Genomic DNA, 16,736 nt, shown 5'->3' with positions numbered 1-16,736 from the left:
GAATGGAGGGGTGGCAAATGACTGCCAAATACCGCCTGCTTGCCTTGGATATGGATGGAACCCTACTGAACGACGAACAGAAGATTACCCCGCTTACAGTGGAATGGATCAAAAAAGCGATGGAGGCCGGCGTACATGTCTGCCTGTCTACGGGACGCTCCTCGCGCAGTGCGATGCCTTATGCTGAACAGCTTGGCCTCAACACTCCGATGATTATGGTGAACGGAAGTGAAGTCTGGCGTGCACCTCATGAGCTGTACCGCCGGTCCCTGATGGATGTGGAGCTAGTCAAAGAGATGCACAAAATCGCGGAGGAATTCGACATCTGGTTCTGGGCCTACTCTGTAGATGAGGTGTACAACCGGGATAGCTGGGACGGGGAGATTGACAGCAGGGAATGGTTGAAATTCGGCTATTCCACCGAGGATAACGATATCCGCCATAAGCTGCTGATGCGGCTGCAGGAGCTGGGCGGGCTGGAGATCACCAACTCCTCGCCGTTCAACCTGGAGATTAATCCACTGGGCGTCAACAAGGCTTCAGGCATACTTGAGGTCTGCAAGCTGCTGGGCATTAACATGTCCCAGGTTGTTGCCGTAGGTGACAGCCTCAACGATCTGGCAGCGATCCAGCAGTCCGGCTTTGGAGTGGCTATGGGCAATGCGCAGGAAACTGTCAAGCAGGAAGCGGATGCGGTTGTAGCTACGAACAACGAAGACGGGATCGCCGAAGTGATTCAGAAGTACATCCTGACAGAGGCCGGAACCTCGGCCGGCAGAATATCGAAACGAGCTTAAGATTAAGGAGTTGAGGGAATTGACAATTCTGGGCTGGATTCTGATCATTGCTTTATTCGCAATCGGAATGGCAGGAGCGGTATATCCAATCTTGCCGGGGGCGCTTGCGATTTACCTGGCTTTCTTTGTATATGGCTGGTTCTTTTCCTTCGGCTCCTTCGGACCCTGGTTCTGGATTGCCCAGACGCTAATCGTTGTGGTGCTGTTCATTGCCGACTATGTTGTCGGGGCCTGGGGCGTCAAAAAATTCGGCGGCTCCCGCGCCTCGGTGATCGGCAGCACCATCGGTCTGATTATCGGTCCGTTTCTGATTCCGGCGTTTGGCTTGCTGATTGGCCCGTTCCTGGGTGCTTTCATCGGCGAGCTGATTGCCGGCGAGAAGGCCGGTAAAGCGGTTAAGGTGAGCTTCGGCGCTCTGCTCGGGCTGTTCAGCAGCACAGTCGTCAAGATTATTCTGCAGATTGTTATGATCGTCCTCTTCTTTATCTGGATCGGACGTTTTTAAATTTATTGTGAAGAAGGCGAAACAGCTTGTCCACCAAGAAAGAATCCTTTGTCAAAGGCACGCTAATTCTGGCGGCAGCCGCACTGGTGGCCCGTGTCCTCGGGCTTGCCCAGCGGGTGCCGCTGGAGCATTTATTCAATACAACAGGGAATGCGTCGTTTACGATCGCTAATAATGTATATTTGCTACTGTTGCCGCTGGCGACAGCCGGTATTCCCAGCACGCTTAGTAAAATGGTGTCCGAGCGCTATGCGCTGAACCGACCGCAGGAAGCTCAGCAGGTGTATCGGGCTGCTCTTATCTTTGCTGCAATTGTTGGTGTGATTATGGGTGTGACGCTATACATAGCTGCTCCATATTACGCTGAATACAGCAAGGTTCCAGAGAGTACTCTGGCCATCCGGGCAATTGCCCCGGCGCTGCTGCTGTTCCCTACAATCGCGATGATGCGCGGGTATTTCCAGGGCCGTAACAATATGATGGCCGGGGGCATCTCACAGATTGTCGAGCAGATTGCCCGGGTATCCACAGCCATTCTGCTTGCATTCATCCTGCTGCACCAGGGCTACAGCAATACCTGGATGGCGGCAGGCGCATCCTTCGGCAGTGTACTCGGCAGTATCGGCGCCTTCGGCGTGATGCTGTATTATGCCATGAAGCTGCGCCGCAGCGAGGAGAAGGTGGCACTGTATGAATCGAGTGAGGCCCGTATCCCGCTGCTGAAGATTTATAAGGATATTTTCAAGCTGTCCATACCGATTGTATTATCTTCTGTTACGGTGCCTGTAGTGAACTTTATTGATACTTCTTTCATTGTTCCGCTGCTTAGCGGTAAGATCGGGATGGAGCAGGCTACTTGGGCCCTAAGTATCTTCGGCAGCCGGGCACAGAGTGTGGCCGGGATTCCTCCGGTATTGTCGATCGCCCTAAGTGCATCGCTGATTCCGATAATATCTGCCGCCTTCGCACGCAAAGATGAACAGCACCTGCAGCGTCAGGTCACACTCGCCATGCGGGTGTCTATTCTGACCGGCACACCGGTTGTACTCTCTCTGGTCGTGGCGGCGTATTCCGTTAATGGCCTGCTGTTCAAAACACTGGATGGCAGCGGCATTGTGGCGATGCTGACACTCGGTACTATTTTCCAGATTACGATGATGACCACTAACTCCATCCTGCTTGGAATGGGCAAATCGCGGATATCGATGTATTACGTGCTTGTGGGTATCCTCGTGAAGTTCGGCTCCAATTTCCTGTTCAGCCAGTGGTTTGGCATTTATGGTATTATCGGTTCTACGGCACTGTGCTTCATAGTGATTACACTGCTTAATCTGCGGATGCTCAAAAAAATCGTCCCCTTCACTATTCTCGGCAAACGCTGGGGAGGCTTCTTCATTGCGGTCCTGGCTTCGGGGGGAATTGGTTATGGCCTTAATGAAGCAGGTATATTGATGACGCAGCTGATGCCGGCCCGCCTGGCCTTCCTGATTACCTGTCTGGTGGTTGGAGCGGCAGTGGTGATTGTCTATCTGGTTCTCCTGATTATTCTGGGCGTACTCAGCAGCCAGGAGGTTGCCGGTTATCCCCGTCCGCTCCGCAAGGTGCTGGGTCCTTTGATGAAATTGCAGCGGGCCCGTGTACGTTCCGGTGAATAATGATGTTTGACTTATTCCTTACATTTTGATTCACTTAAAGAGCAAGCTTCGTGTGGAACTTTCTGATAGAAGGGAATGGTCAATTGATGGACAAAATCAGCTCCCCTGCCCAGTTTCAGGTAGCAATTCAGTCTCCGCGCCTGACGGTGGCAGTCTTCAAGGCAGATTGGTGTGTGGATTGTAAATTCATTGATCCGTTCATGCCGGATGTGCAGCAGAAATATGCAGAGCGTCTTACCCTGGTGGAAGTGGATGTCGATGCTGTAGGCGATGTCAGCCAGGAACAGAATATACTGGGCATTCCAAGCTTTGTCGCGTACACCGATGGACGGGAACTGGTCCGGTTCGTGAACAAGCTCCGCAAGTCCCGGGAAGAAATCGAGAAGTTCCTTGATACGGCGCTGGACGTTTATCTCAGCATTCACAAGTAATTACGCAGCACCGCTTTCGCCCAATTCGAGCAGAAGCGGTGCTTTTTTCTTATAAACTCATTCCTATACAATACGGGTGATACTATTGACGACACTTCAATTAAAATGGCTCAGCTATCTGACCTGTCTCATTATGTTCATGGCGCTGTTTGGCGGGGTTGTGGTGACGAAGACCGGCTCGGGACTGGAATGCGGGAATGAGTGGCCGCTGTGCCACGGGAAGCTGATTCCTGCCTACACCATCGGCTCTCTGATTGAATATACCCACCGTTTGTTCAGCGGCCTGGCGGGCCTGTTATCACTGGCTTCCATGGTTGCCTTCTGGCGTTATGCCAGGCACCGCAAGGATCTGCTGGCCTACGCCCTGCTGACCCTGATCTTCGTCATCGTTCAAGGCGGGATGGGAGCGCTTGCAGTAGTGAAGTCGCAGTCAGCTGCAGTCATGGCCCTGCATATGGGCTTCTCGCTGATCGCCTTCGCCGGTTCGCTGATGCTGGCGCTTGGGACCCGGCGGGCATTCTCCCCTGGAGCGGAACTCAGCACAGGAAGTCCCAAAGTCCGCCCGGCCTTCCGCAACTTAACCTGGGTTACTGCAGTATATTCATATATCGTTGTCTATATAGGGGCCTATGTAAGCCACACCAGCTCCCAGGGCGGGTGCTCCGGCTGGCCGCTGTGCAACGGACAATGGATTCCGGAGATGAGCGGCGGAGTAGGGATCGTATTTGTGCACCGGATTGCGGCGGCGATTCTTTTCCTGCTGACGGCTATGCTTGGGCATCTGGCCTTCTGGAAGTATAAGGAGCTGCCGGAGCTGAGGGCTCTGGGAGTAGCGGCAGTTCTGCTATGCCTGATGCAGGTATTCAGCGGAGCGGCTGTGGTATACACACTGAATAATGAGAAATTGTACATATTTGCTGCGATGTCTCATATTGTGCTGATCTCCGGACTCTTCGGGGTTCTGTGCTACATGAGTGTAAGGGTCTGGCAGTTAAGCGGAGCTGGCAGAGGCAGCAAGTGATAAGCATAAGGCAACGGTGGACGGGATAAGCATAACGTCCTGTTTGAGGAGGAAGGCTATAGTGCGATACGGTAATTTACGACAATGGATCGAGCAACTCCGCAGGGATAAGGATCTGGCAGTGATAGATACGCCTGTTGATCCTTATCTGGAGCTTGCCGAAATTCACCGCCGGGTGGTGCAGGAGGAAGGCCCGGCACTGCTGTTCACGAACGTGCAAGGAACACCGTTCCCGGTCGCTACGAATCTATTCGGTTCAGTCCGGCGCGTCAACAAAGCCTTTGGGACAAGACCGGAGCAGCTGCTGAAGTCGCTGACAACGGCGATGGAGCAGCTGATCCCGCCTTCCGCCGCCGGCTTATGGCGGGAGAAGACGGTGCTGCTTGAGCTGCTGAGGGCAGGGACCAAGAACATACCGCAAGGAGAGGCTCCTGTGCTCGGCGTCTGCAGCAGCAGTGATCCGCTTAAGGAGCTGCCCCGGATCACAGCCTGGCCTAAGGATGGCGGGGCATTCCTCACGCTTCCTCTGGTCTATACGGAGAATATCACCAACCCTAAGGATCATAACCTCGGAATGTACCGGATTCAGATGTATGACGACAGTACCACAGGCATTCACTGGCAGATTCACAAGGGCGGCGGCTTTCATCACTCGCAGGCAGAGCATCTCGGGGAGACCCTGCCGGTGTCTGTCTTCATCGGCGGGCCGCCGGCCCTGATTGCTGCGGCAGTGGCTCCGGTCCCGGAACGGATTCCGGAGCTGCTGCTAGCCTCGCTGATGCTGGGTGGCAAGCTTCCCATGGTGCAGGACCCCTTGGGCGGGCACCGGATTCCGGCAGAGGCCGAGTTCTCCATCCGGGGACGCGTGTCTCCGCTGGAGCGGAGAGCGGAAGGCCCGTATGGGAGCCAGTCCGGCTACTATTCCATGCAGCATGATTTCCCGGTCATGCATGTTCAGCGCATGTGGCACCGCAAGGATGCCATCTACCCGGCGACCATCACCGGCAAGCCGCGCCAGGAGGATTATTACCTGAAGGATTATTTGCAACGGCTGCTCGCTCCGGCCTATCCTCTGCTGATCCCTTCGGTCAAAGCGCTATGGTCCTATTCCGAATCCGGTTCGCAATCATTGACCTCAGCGGTCGTGAGGGAGAGCTATCCGCGTGAGTATATGGTGTCAGCGTTTCGTATCTTAGGGGAAGGCCAGCTCTCCTTAACCAAATTCCTTCTGCTAACTAATGTGCAGGTAGAGCTTACCGACTTTCCCAAGTTGCTGGAAACGGTGCTTGAGCGCTTCAATCCGCAATTGGATCTGACGATCTTTGCCAATACCTCCATGGATACGCTGGATTATACTGGACGCAAGCTGAACCATGGCAGTAAGGCTGTGATGGCGGGCATCGGCAGCCCGGTCCGTCAGCTGCCAAAGACCTATACAGAGGGGCTGCTCCCATCAATCACCGCCGCTGTGCCTTATTGCGGAGGATGTTTAGCCGTTTCCGGTGCATCCTATGAAGAGGACCCGGAGCTGCCGGAACGGCTGGTGGCTGCCTTCAAGGAGAGGGAGACCGACTGGCCTTTGATTGTGCTGGTCGATCAGGCGGAAGAGGCGGTAAGCACGCAGACCTCATTCCTGTGGTCTGTATTCACCCGCTTCAATCCAGCGGACGATATTTATTCGGCGGCTGGGGTACAACGGGGCAGTGTCAGCTATACGCTGCCGATCATTATAGATGCCCGGATGAAGCCGGGATACCCGGAGGAGCTGGCTCCGAGCGAGGATATTGCGAAGCGGGTAGACCGCAATTGGAATCATTATTTTCCTCTAGCGTAGAAGTGAACTTTAAGGAGGGTCAAAATATGCTGCGGACATTACTGGGAGAGCCGCCCCGCGTGAACAGCGGTGTGCTGGCTGAAGCTATGGAATCCATGGCGAAGGCTGCCTCCATGCTGCGCAAGGAGATGGCGGCACATGAAGACCATGACCATGAATACCGCAAGCTGGAAATCTGGACACGGGGCTTGATCTCCTCTCTGGATGAGCTGGAGCAGAGCTGGTTCGCAGCCGCCTTTTTCCGGAAGTCAGTAATAGCCGGTTATATGGATGATATGTCGTCCACCGAGCAGGGGGAGTACGCCAGATATGTGTATTTCTACAAGGATGGCTTCATCCGTGTCTTCTCGCTGCTGGACAAGCTGGGCACGGTGCTGAACAATCTGTACAATCTCAATACAGGCAAGGTGAAAACGCATTTCTCCTACTTTACGGTGCTGAGGCAATTTCAGCTGCTTCATGCGCATCATCCGCTGGCGGACGAACTGGAGCGGATCAGGAATTCCTACCGGGAGCCGGTGGAGAATCTGCGCAAGCGGCGGAATGCCGAGATCCATTACATGAACGCGGAGATGACCGACGATCTCTGGCAGCGTCACCAGGGATTGCATGATAAGATCCGTCTGGAGGATCTGGACAGCCATCTGGAGGATTTGAAGCAGAGTCTGGAGATGGTATGCCAATCACTGGCAGCCGCATACAAGTACGGGAATGCGCAATGGCACAAGAAATTAGCGGTCCCAGGCCCGAAATCCGGGCATGCCCGTTCGTAAAAACTTACCTTTGACAAAAAACTCGAAACTGAATATACTTAGGCATACATTAACTTCTGACATGATACGGAATATATAACTTCATACTATTATCTTATCGAGAGCGGCGGAGGGATAGGCCCGATGAAGCCCGGCAACCGGTTTGAATACAGCTTTACGCTGTACCCAAATGTCATGGTGCTAATTCCTACAATGCCGCCGGTTTTGGGGTATTTGGCAGATGAGAAGGCATTGTCATTATACACACAGGGCCTCTTGCGATCTGCATGGATCGTAGGGGGTCTTTTTATTGCAATGATGGAAGCTAGAACAGAAGGGGGACGCAGCGGTTGATAGAATTGAAGGATATAACCAAGGTGTACGGCAAAGGCAGTAAGCAGGCAACTGCACTCTCTGCGCTGAGCCTGTCGATTAAGAAGGGTGAAATCTTCGGGGTGATCGGTCACTCCGGGGCCGGCAAAAGCACGCTGATCCGCTGCATTAATCTGCTCGAGCGCCCGACTGCGGGCGAGGTGTGGGTGGACGGTGTGGAGCTTACAGCGCTTAGCCAGAGACAGCTGCAAGAGCAGCGGCGCAAGATCGGGATGATTTTTCAGCATTTCAATCTGCTCTCATCGGCTACAGTCTATGATAATATCGCATTTCCACTGCGGCTGATCGGAGCCGGAAGGAATGAGATTGAACAAAAGGTTAAAGATCTGCTCGCCCTGGTTGGACTGGAGGAGCACTGGAATAAGTACCCGGCTCAGCTATCCGGCGGACAGAAGCAGCGTGTCGGGATCGCCCGGGCGTTGGCGAGTGATCCGGACGTTCTGTTATGCGATGAAGCGACCTCGGCGCTTGATCCGCAGACGACAGACTCCATTCTTCGCCTGCTGATGGATATCAACAGCAAATTCCATCTGACCATCGTGCTGATTACCCATGAGATGCATGTGATTCAGAGCATCTGCGACCGTGTTGCCGTGATCCATGGAGGCGGTATTGTGGAGCAGGGTGAAGTGGCCGAGGTATTTCTGAAGCCGAAGCATGAGGTTACCAGGGAATTCATCCGCAGTGAGACCCAGTCGGATGGACCGCTCCGGCAAGCAATTGATGCTGTGCACCCAGGCTACACGAAGTCGGTCAAAATCACTTTTCTCGGGCAAAAGACTTACGGATCCACGCTCTCACAGGTGGTTCAAGGAACCGGGGTTCACTTCGCCATTCTCCATGGCACGATCTCAACGATCAAGGATGTTCCTTACGGGCAGCTGATTGTACGGTTCGAAGGACCTGCCGATGCGGTTGAAGCCACGCTTACGGAGTTAGTAGCGCAAGGTCTTGATGTGGAGGTGATTTCCTGATGGGCGGACTGGATTTTAATAAGATTGATTGGGCAGAAATGCTCGATGCAACGGTGGCTACACTTAACATGGTAGTTATTTCAGGATTATTCACAATTATCCTTGGTTTACCGCTCGGAATTATGCTATATTTATGGGGGAGATCAAATAACACTATTATCAGAGCTGTTTACTCGGCATTATCATTTATCGTAAATATCCTGCGTTCCGTTCCGTTTATCATTCTCATGGTGGCCCTGATTCCGCTCAGCAAGATCATTATGGGCACCTCCATCGGTGTGCGCGGAACCATTCTGGCACTGGTGGTCGGTGCGGCTCCCTTTTTCGCCAGACTGGTGGAAACGGCGCTGCGGGAGGTTGACCGGGGAATTATTGAAGCAGCGCAGGGCATGGGGGCATCCACCGGGCAGATCGTGATGCGCGTCTTGCTGCCGGAGGCTCGTCCGGGCTTGCTTGCCGGAATAACCATTACTTTAGTGACCCTTGTCTCTTATACTGCCATGGCGGGATTTATTGGCGGCGGCGGTCTGGGGGATCTGGCGATCCGTTACGGCTATTACCGTTATATGAAGGAAGTTATGATTATCGCAGTGGCACTGATAGTAATACTCGTCCAACTGCTGCAAATGGCCGGTGACCGGCTGGTAAGACATTTTACACGGAAATAAGGTACGTCCACATATAGCCTTATTCAATAAAACATATGGATTAGAGGGGGATTTACAGATGAAAAAAGTACTGCTTACATTCTTCAGCCTGACCTTGGTATTGGTGCTTGCCGCTTGCGGAAACAACAAGGCCAATAACACCACGAATTCTGCTGCTACAGAACCGACTACAGAGCCTGCTGCGGACCCGGTAACCCTGGTGATTGGTGCTTCTCCTGTACCGCATGCGGAAATCCTCAAAGCGATTGCCCCACTGCTTGAAGCCCAAGGCATTAAGCTGGAAATTAAAGAATTCACAGATTATATTCTTCCCAATACACAGCTTGCCGAGAAGCAGCTCGATGCGAACTTCTTCCAGCACAAGCCTTACCTGGATGATCAGAACGCCAAGAACGGCACAGATCTCGTATCTGTAACTGCTGTTCATGTAGAGCCATTTGGCGCTTATTCCAAAAAAATCAAATCGGTCGACGAATTGGCAGAGGGTGCAAAGGTTGCAATTCCGAATGATGCAACGAACGGCGGACGCGCCTTGATTCTGCTGGCTAAGAACGGCCTGATCAAGCTGAAGGATGACACCAATATTGCCTCTACCAAAGCGGATATCACTGAGAACGCCAAGAAGCTGGATATCATTGAGCTGGATGCAGCCATGCTGCCCCGTCAGCTGGATGAAGTAGACCTGGCGCTGATCAACACCAACTTTGCACTGGATGCTAAGCTGTCTCCTACGAAGGATGCGTTGTTCATTGAAGGCGGCGACTCCCCGTATGCCAACCTGCTGGTAGCCCGTCCTGACAATAAGGATTCCGATGCCATTCAGAAGCTGGCAGCAGCGCTGACATCCCCGGAAGCGAAGGCATTCATCGATAAGCAATATGACGGAGCGATTATTCCGGCATTCTAAGCTTAAGCTTAGGCAAGCTGAGTAATCCTAGTGAGACCAGAAGCAGCCCGGTAGCCGGAATTGGCTAGCGGAGCGGCTTCTGGTTTTTTTGCGAAGCCAGGTGGTTGATCCTACAGACGAAATCCTCTATAATAAAAAAAATCCCGGCCTCTTAGCGGAGGCCGGGATGGTTTATGAAACGGGATTAGAATACCTGAACGACTTCTTCCACGCCTTCTACTTCTTCAATCAGGGCGCGTTCGATCCCGGCTTTTAGCGTGATCGTGGAGCTTGGGCAACTGCCGCATGCACCCATAAGCTTCAGCTTAACGATGCCGTCTTCAACATCAATCAGTTCCACGTCACCGCCATCGCGCTGCAGGAACGGACGAAGTTTATCAAGGACTTCCAGTACTTCATCGTACATGGTTGCGCTTTGTACATTCTCACTCATTTCTCAATCACTCCTTTCGTATGTTTATTATAGTACAAAAAGTTAAAAAATAAAATGGTTAAGGCAGAATAGGGAGATCATCATGAGACCAATTATAGAATTCTGTGCCAGCAACATCGGCCACGGCACTGAACCGCTCAAGCTTAAGCTGGAACAAAACCCTGAATATGATGTAGTGGAGTACGGCTGTCTGAACAACTGCGGAGAGTGTTATCTCCAGCCGTTCGCCATGGTTGACGGGGAGATCATTGAGGCTGATTCCCCTGCTGCTCTGGAAGAGGCCATAGAAGCCGCTATACGAGAGGCAGAAGCCTGGGACAACCTGGAGATTGACTAAACCGCCTGGGTTCAAGCCGGGTTTCATCAGCCGAAATGGCGTTTAGACATCCACAGCACGCCGCTCTTCAGCAGGCGCGGAACCCGGCCCATGACAGAGCGGCGGCCCATCAGGCCGAAACCGGCATTTTTGCCGAGTGAACCGAGAGTTCCCTTCAGCTTAATCTTATGCAGCTTCGGGGTTTCTCCCCGCCACAGTGCCTGAATAATCTGACCCACCTGCTCGCCCTGGGCACCCGCCGCCTGTGCACTGGGGGCGAAGGGCAGGCTGGCACAATCCCCGATCACATAGACCTCCGGATATTCAGCGATATTGTAATATTCCCCGACAATGAGCCTGCCTCCGCGGTCCTTCGGAAGCTCAAGCTGCTGCACGACCTTCACCGGCTGAATACCGGCAGTCCATACCGTCACATCCGCCGGAATAGCCTGGGTGCCATTGAAGATGGCATCCTTTTCGACATGAGAGACCGACACCCCGCCGATCGTCTCCACCTGATGCTCACTGAACCATTCCTCGACATACCTGGACAGCTTAGCCGGAAAAGAAGACAGAATACGATCTCCCCGGTCCATCAGCGAGATATTCAGATCTGGCCGGCTCTCCCGCAGCTCCGAAGCAATCTCTACGCCGCTTAGTCCCCCGCCGACAATGTTGACGGTTCCATAAGGCTTCACATCGTTCAGCCTGCGGTAAGTTTCGCGGGTTCCGGCGAAGCTCTGAATACTGCAGGTGTATTCCTCAGCTCCAGGAATGTTATGGTAATTATCCGTACAGCCCAGGGCAATCGCCAGGATATCATAGGCTATCGGCTCCCCGGAATCGAGCAGGACCAGCTTGCTCTCCAGATCAATGGAACCCACCTGCCCGTAACGAACGGTCAGGCGGGGGTGTACCGGGAATTGAATCCGCAGATGGTAATCGGTGACGGTGCCTGCGGCCAGTGCATAATATTCGGTCTTGATCCCCTGATACGGCATCCGGTCCACCAGAATGATTTCCACATCAGAAGGGAGATGATGATCCAGCAGCTGCTGAATGAGGGCAAGACCGCCGTAGCCGCCGCCCAGGACAAGTAAGGTTCTCATGCGAACTGATCTTCCTTTCGGGTACGTAATGGACAAGGCAGTTCTGCGTTCACTGGCTGAGGTAAGCTTGTTCTGTTCTTATTCGTATACCTTGATCTCGTTGTAGAAGGTATCCCGTTCTACAGGAATCCGTCCCGCACCCTTCACGAGCCAGATCAGCTCATCGCGGGTCAGCCCTTCCGGTGTCAGCGCGCCGGCAGCATGGCTGATTCGTTCCTTCAGGATCGTTCCGTGCACATCGGAAGCGCCGAAGTTCAGGGCAACCTGGGTCAACTGGGGTCCGATATTAATGAAGTAAGCCTTGATATGATCGAAATTGTCCAGCATCAGGCGGCTGACCGCAATGGTCTTCAGATCCTCATTCGCGGAGTTGCGGCGCATGATGCCCGCATTCTTGTTCTTGGGCTGCATGGACAACGGAATGAATACCATGAATCCGCCGGTCTCGTCCTGCAGGTCACGAATTTGCAGCATATGGCGGATGCGGTCCTCACGGGACTCAATCGACCCGTACAGCATCGTGGTATGGGTCTTCATGCCAAGGTGATGGGCGGTGCGGTGCACCTCAAGATATTCCTCGACATTGGCTTTATCAACGCGCATTTTTTTGCGGTACTGGTCAGACAGAATCTCTGCCCCTCCTCCGGTAAGGGTCTTCAGTCCGGCAGCGCGCAGCTGCTCCAGCACCTCACGGATACTGAGTCCGCTGATGCGGGTGAAGAAGTCGATCTCTGCCGCTGTATAGGCCTTGAGAGTCACCTCGGGGAAATGCTCGTTCAGGGCCCGCAGCGAATCAACGTAGTACTGGAAGGGCACATTATCATTATGGCCGCCTACAATATGGAACTCGCGCACGCCGGGATGAATATGCTGCTGCACATACTCCACCATCTCCTGGCCGGATAGGGTATAAGCTCCTTCTTCGCCTTCATCCTTGCGGAAATTACAGAAGGCACACCGGGATTCGCAGACATTGGTGAAATATAGACTCATGTTCTCGATAAAATAGACTTTATTCCCGTTCTTTCGCAGATTGACCTCATTGGCCAGCTGTCCGATCGTTAAGAGATCGTTACTCTCATATAAATAAACGCCATCTTCCAAATTCAATCGTTCTCCGCCGCGAACCTTCTCAATGATGTTCGCCATCCGGGCATCCGTGTGGGGTGTAATTAGGGTAGACATATAAGTTCCTCCTGAAGGTTGGCGAGGCGGTTGCATCGCATAATCGTGTACCTGAGAATATCCGGCAACAGCCGGCATAATAAATAGAGGTTAACTGCAACCCCCGTGACAATTTTTCGAATTTTTTTGAAAATACTCTTGGTTATCGCTTTTCTTATTATAAACCTCTACTTGAGGGGGAGCAACCGCCAGAAACCGTAGGACTTCCGGTATAAATTGCATATCAGCGGAGAGTTTGCGACTTGAGGGCAGAAGAATAGTGGAGTATACTGATTTCAAGAGCCAATGAAAATGATATACATCATACTCATTCTTTTCCCGCGCAAGGCTTTGATTTCATTACACACAGCCAGAAGGCTGCTTGATTCCAATATAGTGAACCCTAAGGAGGTTGTAATTATGATTAGCATAAGTGATACAGCGGCAGGCCAATTGAAGGCTATGCTTGCGGAGCAGGAAGTGCCGGATATGTTTCTCCGTCTGGGCGTCACCGCCGGGGGCTGCAGCGGATTCTCGTACGCAATGGGCTTCGACGATACCGAGAGTGAGCAGGACGTCTACATGGACGTTGCAGGTCTGAAAGTAGTCGTCAGCAAAGACGATATCCGTTACCTGAACGGCCTCGAGATCGACTTCGAGGAATCCGGCATGACCGGCGGCTTCACCATCAATAATCCGAATGCTTCCGCTACATGCGGCTGCGGCTCCTCATTCCGCACGAAGGAAGAGGCGGGGAATCCGGCGGCGGAGCCTTGTTAAGCCTGTGAATGCTGAATGATTGATAAAGTAAGCGTTGATTGCGGATTTCAAAACCTCCTAATTGTGTATGGTGCAAACTGTACTTATTAGGAGGTTTTTTATGTTGACTTAAACCATTATATGTTAAAATATAGTGATGTAACAATTAATGGATATGAGAGGTGGTTAAGATGTTACGAATACCATTTGAACGCCCAACAGAGCATTATGATGAACGAATTATTGATATCGATAAACAAATTTGCTCTTTGATCAAGAAGAGAAAGGAAGTCTCGGATAATAATCCAGGATTTCCTCCGTTAGAGTATATTTCTAAATGGTCAGAGGAACAGGGGCTTTATGAAGGATTCTTGATGTCGTTATTTGGAAATATGATGAATGAAGAACAATATAAACCGATGATCGAACCAGCCGGATTCAGACAACACATTGCAATTCTGAAGTCAGTCGTAATAGGTGATCGATTCTATACTCTAACTTCTATGAAACAATACACTAATGCAAGTGTATTAACACTAAATATAGATTGGGACAGTGAGCCGGAGGTTGAATCCAAATCTCATCAGCATTGCCATTACGAACTATATATTAATGACCAATATGACTCCCGAATGATTAGTGGAGGAAGCAGATCTGACCATGCATCATATAAATATGTTATCTCACCGCCATTACCTGATGAGATTTTCGGAATTCAATTTAGGTTCAAAGAATACAGTTTCCCGTTCAATAAGAGTGAGGCAAGTCATGAGATAGTATTTGAAACTTAGTAAGGTAAATAACCCTCCACACCCTAACGAGGTGCAGGAGGGTTATTTATCGTTTACGCTAAACTTCTCTGGAGTCACGGCTAATTCCCAAACATTCTTTAATTCAACTTGTAAAAATACGACTTTATTTGTCAAACAAGTGTCGATTATTGATTCCCCTATAAAACATACTTGACTAGTGGGTATAATGGGATTATAGTATGAAAAAAGCTTGATTGCACAGAGAGTGTTTCAACTGGAGCTTTCATTTTATCTTGAATATCTCTCAACTTAAATAATTGTATACAATTATACAGTTAACCGGGCGACCCGCAAATGAATAGCGAGGAGCAATGAAATCTATGGAAATGCGTTCACGAAGATTGTCGAAGGATAATACCTACTATGCACTTAAGCAAAAAATAATAGATAGCGAACTGGAGCCAGATCAGGCGGTTAACGAAGAGAGCCTGGCGGCACTGCTCGGGGTCAGCCGGACTCCGCTACGAGAAGCGATTCAGCGGCTGGAGAATGAGGATTTCCTGGTGCGCCAGCCCAACGGCAGGCTGCGGGTAGCCCCTTTAACGATTAAGGAGGTCGAGGAGATCTTCCAGATCCGCAGCATGCTTGAAGGCCATATCGCCAGAAGCGCTGCCAGAAACGCTACCATTAAGGATATTCAGCAGTTAACGCTGATTCTGGAGAAGCTGAAGCAATCCTTCCAGATGGGGGATCAGCAGGATGTTGTATCCTATGGCTTCGAATTCCATGATTACTTGTGGGAGATCAGCGCGCTGAAGACTTTTGAGAAGGTGCTGAACCAGTTAAGAGACCGTTCGCTCCGGTATTGTCGTTATGTCTCGCTACACGGGGATTGGAATACGCAGGCGGATGAGGAGCATCTTGTGATTCTGCAGAGAATTATAGCCAGGGATGAAGAGGGGGCGGAGCGGGCGATGCGGGAGCATATCTTAAGCAGCCTTGCGACTGCGCTGGAGCGGATTAGAGGAATTGAGCATACGTAATGAAGGGGGAAGAACAGGCCTATGAGACCACAGCATGAGACAGAAGAAGCACTGGCAGCCCGGCTAACCGAAGTGCGGAGGAACCTGCACCGTGAACCGGAGCTTAGCAATCAGGAGTATAGAACCACGGAGAAGCTGCGTAACTGGCTGACAGAAGAGAATATAACGATCTTGGATCTGCCGCTTAAGACTGGACTTATAGCGGAGATTGGACAAGGTGACGGCAGCATAGTAGCGATTCGTTGCGATATCGATGCCCTGCCGATTGAGGAGCAGACGGGCCTGCCGTTCGCATCAGAGATTCCGGGAGCCATGCATGCCTGCGGCCATGATTTCCACACCGCTGTCATCCTGGGTGCGGCCAGTCTGCTTAAGCAGCGTGAACATGAACTGCCGGGCAAGGTCAGAATCCTGTTCCAGCCGGCAGAAGAGACGGGGCATGGTGCGGAGGACGTACTGGCATCCGGCGGGCTAAGCGGGGTGGAGGCCATCTTCGGATTACATAATTCACCGGACCTGCCTAACGGGGCGTTCGGCACAAGAACGGGAGCTTTAACGGCTGGCGTGGACCGCTTTGAGATTACGGTAAAAGGGGTCGGCGCTCACGCAGCTACACCGGAGAAAGGGGTAGACACCATTGTTACCGCCGCGCAGATCATTACGATGCTGCAAACTGTAGTCAGCCGTCAAAATAACACGCAAGAGCCGGTCGTGCTCAGTGTTACCCGGATCAACGGTGGCTTTACTTGGAATGTCCTGCCGGAGAAGGTAGAGCTGGAAGGTACAGTACGTACCTATAACGAAGAGATCCGCAGCAGCATCCCGGCCCAAATGACGCGGATCATAGAAGGGATTGCAGCCGCAGCCGGAGCAGAGGCGAAGCTGCACTGGTATCCCGGCCCGCCCGCTACGGTCAATCACGGAGGATGGACAGACTTCACCAAAGAGGTCGCAGCACAAGCAAGCTATGAGGTACATGATATTCCGCCGCAGATGGGCGGCGAGGATTTCGCCTATTATTTGCAGCAGATCCCGGGTGCCTTTGTGAATATTGGTACCGGCCCCAACCATGCGCTGCATCATCCCCGCTTCGATGTCGATGAGGCGGCTATCCTGCCAGCGGCTAAGTATTTCGCCCTGCTGGCAGAAGAGGCGCTTGCGAAGCTGAAGCAGCAGACTTGAATCCTGAATCCTAAATTTACCAGATGATTGAGGGGAACAAA

Annotated in this window: 18 protein-coding genes and 1 riboswitch; of the genes, 15 read left to right on the top strand and 3 right to left on the bottom strand. The window is 52.1% G+C overall.

Annotated elements, in window-relative coordinates; translation table 11 throughout:
* The first annotated feature begins 17 nt into the window (after positions 1-17).
* From NYE24_RS14015 to NYE24_RS13970, 10 genes are all read left to right on the top strand, one after another.
* A complete protein-coding gene (locus NYE24_RS14015) occupies positions 18-797 on the top strand; it encodes a Cof-type HAD-IIB family hydrolase (protein ID WP_036701707.1) in 780 nt (259 codons plus the stop codon).
* 19 nt (positions 798-816) lie between these two features.
* Complete coding sequence (locus tag NYE24_RS14010) at positions 817-1,302, top strand: DUF456 family protein (protein ID WP_036701705.1); 486 nt, start codon at positions 817-819, stop codon at positions 1,300-1,302.
* Between the two features lie 26 nt (positions 1,303-1,328).
* Complete coding sequence (locus tag NYE24_RS14005) at positions 1,329-2,957, top strand: polysaccharide biosynthesis protein (protein WP_342478924.1); 1,629 nt, start codon at positions 1,329-1,331, stop codon at positions 2,955-2,957.
* An 86-nt stretch (positions 2,958-3,043) separates the two neighbouring features.
* Positions 3,044-3,388: a thioredoxin family protein gene (locus tag NYE24_RS14000; protein WP_341016885.1), complete on the top strand. Its 345-nt coding sequence runs from the start codon at positions 3,044-3,046 to the stop codon at positions 3,386-3,388.
* Positions 3,389-3,473: 85 nt separating this feature from the next.
* Positions 3,474-4,409: a COX15/CtaA family protein gene (locus NYE24_RS13995; RefSeq protein ID WP_342478923.1), complete on the top strand. Its 936-nt coding sequence runs from the start codon at positions 3,474-3,476 to the stop codon at positions 4,407-4,409.
* Between the two features lie 61 nt (positions 4,410-4,470).
* Positions 4,471-6,243 carry a UbiD family decarboxylase gene (locus NYE24_RS13990; protein ID WP_342478922.1) on the top strand — a complete coding sequence of 591 codons (1,773 nt, stop codon included), beginning with the start codon at positions 4,471-4,473 and terminating at the stop codon, positions 6,241-6,243.
* Between the two features lie 26 nt (positions 6,244-6,269).
* Positions 6,270-7,016 (top strand): Cthe_2314 family HEPN domain-containing protein, encoded by a 747-nt coding sequence (locus tag NYE24_RS13985; protein ID WP_036701697.1) that lies wholly within the window; start codon positions 6,270-6,272, stop codon positions 7,014-7,016.
* A gap of 91 nt (positions 7,017-7,107) precedes the next feature.
* Positions 7,108-7,243: riboswitch (SAM riboswitch) on the top strand.
* Between the two features lie 102 nt (positions 7,244-7,345).
* Positions 7,346-8,362 carry a methionine ABC transporter ATP-binding protein gene (locus tag NYE24_RS13980; RefSeq protein WP_036701694.1) on the top strand — a complete coding sequence of 339 codons (1,017 nt, stop codon included), beginning with the start codon at positions 7,346-7,348 and terminating at the stop codon, positions 8,360-8,362.
* Positions 8,362-9,030: a methionine ABC transporter permease gene (locus tag NYE24_RS13975; protein WP_341026793.1), complete on the top strand. Its 669-nt coding sequence runs from the start codon at positions 8,362-8,364 to the stop codon at positions 9,028-9,030. The genes NYE24_RS13980 and NYE24_RS13975 overlap by 1 nt, the downstream gene beginning before the upstream one ends.
* Before the next feature lie 58 nt (positions 9,031-9,088).
* Positions 9,089-9,937: a MetQ/NlpA family ABC transporter substrate-binding protein gene (locus NYE24_RS13970; RefSeq protein WP_342478921.1), complete on the top strand. Its 849-nt coding sequence runs from the start codon at positions 9,089-9,091 to the stop codon at positions 9,935-9,937.
* Positions 9,938-10,121: 184 nt separating this feature from the next.
* Here the strand turns inward: NYE24_RS13970 and NYE24_RS13965 are convergent, their stop codons facing one another.
* Positions 10,122-10,370, bottom strand: coding sequence for a NifU family protein (locus tag NYE24_RS13965; protein ID WP_036701687.1), 249 nt, complete (start codon positions 10,368-10,370; stop codon positions 10,122-10,124).
* A gap of 82 nt (positions 10,371-10,452) precedes the next feature.
* Between NYE24_RS13965 and NYE24_RS13960 the strand changes: the two genes are divergently transcribed.
* Positions 10,453-10,707 carry a YuzB family protein gene (locus tag NYE24_RS13960; RefSeq protein ID WP_063829082.1) on the top strand — a complete coding sequence of 85 codons (255 nt, stop codon included), beginning with the start codon at positions 10,453-10,455 and terminating at the stop codon, positions 10,705-10,707.
* A gap of 26 nt (positions 10,708-10,733) precedes the next feature.
* On the opposite strand, the gene NYE24_RS13955 is transcribed toward NYE24_RS13960, so the two are convergent.
* Both NYE24_RS13955 and mqnE read right to left on the bottom strand, forming a co-directional pair.
* Positions 10,734-11,795: an NAD(P)/FAD-dependent oxidoreductase gene (locus tag NYE24_RS13955; protein ID WP_036701682.1), complete on the bottom strand. Its 1,062-nt coding sequence runs from the start codon at positions 11,793-11,795 to the stop codon at positions 10,734-10,736.
* 78 nt (positions 11,796-11,873) lie between these two features.
* Positions 11,874-12,980, bottom strand: coding sequence for an aminofutalosine synthase MqnE (gene mqnE, locus NYE24_RS13950; RefSeq protein WP_341167092.1), 1,107 nt, complete (start codon positions 12,978-12,980; stop codon positions 11,874-11,876).
* A 399-nt stretch (positions 12,981-13,379) separates the two neighbouring features.
* Here mqnE and NYE24_RS13945 point away from each other — a divergent pair, with 399 nt between their 5' ends.
* From NYE24_RS13945 to NYE24_RS13930, 4 genes are all read left to right on the top strand, one after another.
* Positions 13,380-13,739, top strand: coding sequence for an iron-sulfur cluster assembly accessory protein (locus tag NYE24_RS13945; RefSeq protein ID WP_342478920.1), 360 nt, complete (start codon positions 13,380-13,382; stop codon positions 13,737-13,739).
* Between the two features lie 170 nt (positions 13,740-13,909).
* Entirely contained in the window at positions 13,910-14,509 is a 600-nt protein-coding gene (locus NYE24_RS13940; protein ID WP_342478919.1) for a hypothetical protein, read from the top strand.
* Positions 14,510-14,850: 341 nt separating this feature from the next.
* Complete coding sequence (locus NYE24_RS13935; RefSeq protein WP_076161480.1) at positions 14,851-15,513, top strand: GntR family transcriptional regulator; 663 nt, start codon at positions 14,851-14,853, stop codon at positions 15,511-15,513.
* A 21-nt stretch (positions 15,514-15,534) separates the two neighbouring features.
* The gene (locus tag NYE24_RS13930; protein WP_036701670.1) at positions 15,535-16,695 is read left to right on the top strand and encodes an amidohydrolase; all 1,161 of its coding nucleotides are present in this window, start codon (positions 15,535-15,537) and stop codon (positions 16,693-16,695) included.
* Positions 16,696-16,736: the final 41 nt, after the last annotated feature.

This window comes from Paenibacillus sp. FSL H7-0350, from assembly GCF_038593195.1.
In the GTDB taxonomy this organism is placed as follows: Bacteria; Bacillota; Bacilli; order Paenibacillales; family Paenibacillaceae; genus Paenibacillus_AQ.
The sequence above is the reverse complement of the archived record's forward strand: the minus strand, read 5'-3'. Positions and strand labels throughout refer to the sequence as shown.

What these genes read in the sequence shown, in the direction of transcription:
- NYE24_RS13940 (WP_342478919.1), top strand. Translation starts at nt 13,910, where the DNA reads ATGTTACGAATACCATTTGAACGCCCAACAGAGCATTATGATGAACGA.
- NYE24_RS13985 (WP_036701697.1), top strand. Translation starts at nt 6,270, where the DNA reads ATGCTGCGGACATTACTGGGAGAGCCGCCCCGCGTGAACAGCGGTGTG.
- NYE24_RS14015 (WP_036701707.1), top strand. Translation starts at nt 18, where the DNA reads ATGACTGCCAAATACCGCCTGCTTGCCTTGGATATGGATGGAACCCTA.
- NYE24_RS13975 (WP_341026793.1), top strand. Translation starts at nt 8,362, where the DNA reads ATGGGCGGACTGGATTTTAATAAGATTGATTGGGCAGAAATGCTCGAT.
- NYE24_RS13970 (WP_342478921.1), top strand. Translation starts at nt 9,089, where the DNA reads ATGAAAAAAGTACTGCTTACATTCTTCAGCCTGACCTTGGTATTGGTG.
- mqnE (WP_341167092.1), bottom strand. Translation starts at nt 12,980, where the DNA reads ATGTCTACCCTAATTACACCCCACACGGATGCCCGGATGGCGAACATC.
- NYE24_RS14000 (WP_341016885.1), top strand. Translation starts at nt 3,044, where the DNA reads ATGGACAAAATCAGCTCCCCTGCCCAGTTTCAGGTAGCAATTCAGTCT.
- NYE24_RS13945 (WP_342478920.1), top strand. Translation starts at nt 13,380, where the DNA reads ATGATTAGCATAAGTGATACAGCGGCAGGCCAATTGAAGGCTATGCTT.
- NYE24_RS13955 (WP_036701682.1), bottom strand. Translation starts at nt 11,795, where the DNA reads ATGAGAACCTTACTTGTCCTGGGCGGCGGCTACGGCGGTCTTGCCCTC.
- NYE24_RS13965 (WP_036701687.1), bottom strand. Translation starts at nt 10,370, where the DNA reads ATGAGTGAGAATGTACAAAGCGCAACCATGTACGATGAAGTACTGGAA.
- NYE24_RS13930 (WP_036701670.1), top strand. Translation starts at nt 15,535, where the DNA reads ATGAGACCACAGCATGAGACAGAAGAAGCACTGGCAGCCCGGCTAACC.
- NYE24_RS13935 (WP_076161480.1), top strand. Translation starts at nt 14,851, where the DNA reads ATGGAAATGCGTTCACGAAGATTGTCGAAGGATAATACCTACTATGCA.
- NYE24_RS13960 (WP_063829082.1), top strand. Translation starts at nt 10,453, where the DNA reads ATGAGACCAATTATAGAATTCTGTGCCAGCAACATCGGCCACGGCACT.